The sequence below is a fragment of the Okeania sp. SIO2F4 genome, assembly GCF_010672385.1.
Lineage (GTDB): Bacteria > Cyanobacteriota > Cyanobacteriia > Cyanobacteriales > Microcoleaceae > Trichodesmium.
Map to the genome: position 1 here is coordinate 6,326 of NZ_JAAHGT010000424.1, position 1,541 is coordinate 7,866.

The 1,541-nt window shown below is 37.6% G+C and carries 1 protein-coding gene; it reads right to left on the reverse strand.

Annotated features, from left to right (window positions below; genetic code table 11):
- On the reverse strand, positions 1 to 281 hold a 281-nt coding region (locus F6K22_RS23565), incomplete at its 3' end, for a hypothetical protein (RefSeq protein WP_293103488.1).
- Positions 282 to 1,541: the final 1,260 nt, after the last annotated feature.

The following is a 1,541-nucleotide window of genomic DNA, read 5'->3' on the forward strand; positions in this document are numbered from 1 at the left end:
TTAATAGAAAAGTCTTCATTGTTTCTGAATGATTGAGAATTTGTCCGAAAATATATCCCCTCACCATACATATTTGGAATATCCACATTAGGAATATTCACCCATCCTAATAATTCATCATATTGAGTGTGGCGTATTTCACTCATTGGTTGAACTTTACTAATTTTATCAAACAGCAATAATATACTAGATAGACCTTCAACCAAACTTAATATAGCTACTAATAAAAGGAGATTAATTAAACTGACTTTGATAATTTTTCTGCTCTGCATAAATCCCATATTATTAATAAGTTTTGCAATTAGGTAGATAAGCTGTTCCTAATTTAAACTACTTACAGCATATTCAAGATTAATGTAGTACAACTGACCAAAAAATAAGATCTCAAACCTCCCTCTTTAAGCTATGCTTTATAAACATCTTTCTTAACATAAAACGTAGACAAAAAAGAGAAGTTATGTATAAGTCATTTGAAAGGCTTTTTTCTCAGAAAAGTGTATTGAATTAGACATAAAGAAGTGAGAAATGCACCCCAAGATTCTTACCGAATTATTAATTAATTAATTCGCGCCTTGAAGCCTCCCCTTGGATAGGGGAAAAAGCGGTCGGAAAGCGGAGCATGACCTTAGGATGGGATGGCGAGGAAACCTCGCCATATCAAATCTCCCAAAAGAGAAAAGTGCTCTTGAATTTCCCAATATTCAATTCCCGAAAGGTTTTAACCTTCTTGTAATTATCAATTATCCATTATCAATTATCAATTAATGAATCCCCCCTCTTCCCCCTCTTCCCACCCTCCCACAAGGTTTTTAGGAGTTCCTTATAAGGGATAGTTTATTTCCAGGGGAGTTTTTTTAATCTTTAATCCTACATTCCGAACTTCAAAACGTAGTATAAAAAATCAGGACTCAGGAGTTCTAGGGGCGAATGGTCATTTGCTGACGCAGAGCTTCCGCTTTTTCCTACGGAATGCTGTGCAAACATGTTGGGGAGCAAAAGGCCCCTACAGGAGTCAGGAGAAAATCATGGTGGTCAATAGGAGTAAATAATTAAGTATTTATGCTTAACTAGCTATCAGCTATCAGCATTTCAGCTAGCCTCCTACGGAGGAACTGCGAAATTCAGCTTTTTGACCTTGGGTTAAATCCCCGGTTTCTATAAACCGGAAGGTTGAGTCGGGGTTGAAATCCCCGACGAGGGCGTAAAAAAAGTCCTAATGCTGAGGTGCTGAGGTGCTGAGTGCTGACTGCTTTTTAAGATTTTCCGGAGAATTTGACCCATAAGAAAGGTCAATGAATACGATCTATATAGTATAAATACTTAGCCAGTTACCGATTTTTATACTACTTTTAATGTTACAAGCTGACCTATGGAATGTGAGTTTAATCATAGTGTTTGACTCCTTATGATTGACTTGTTGAACTAAGCAAACCCATTTCCGGGTAATCCTTTATGGGGTCTGCTCGTCTTCAGAACCATGCGTGAGACTTTCACCTCACACGGCTCCTCTCCTAAGCGTCCCTTTTCATGGGTACATCCTT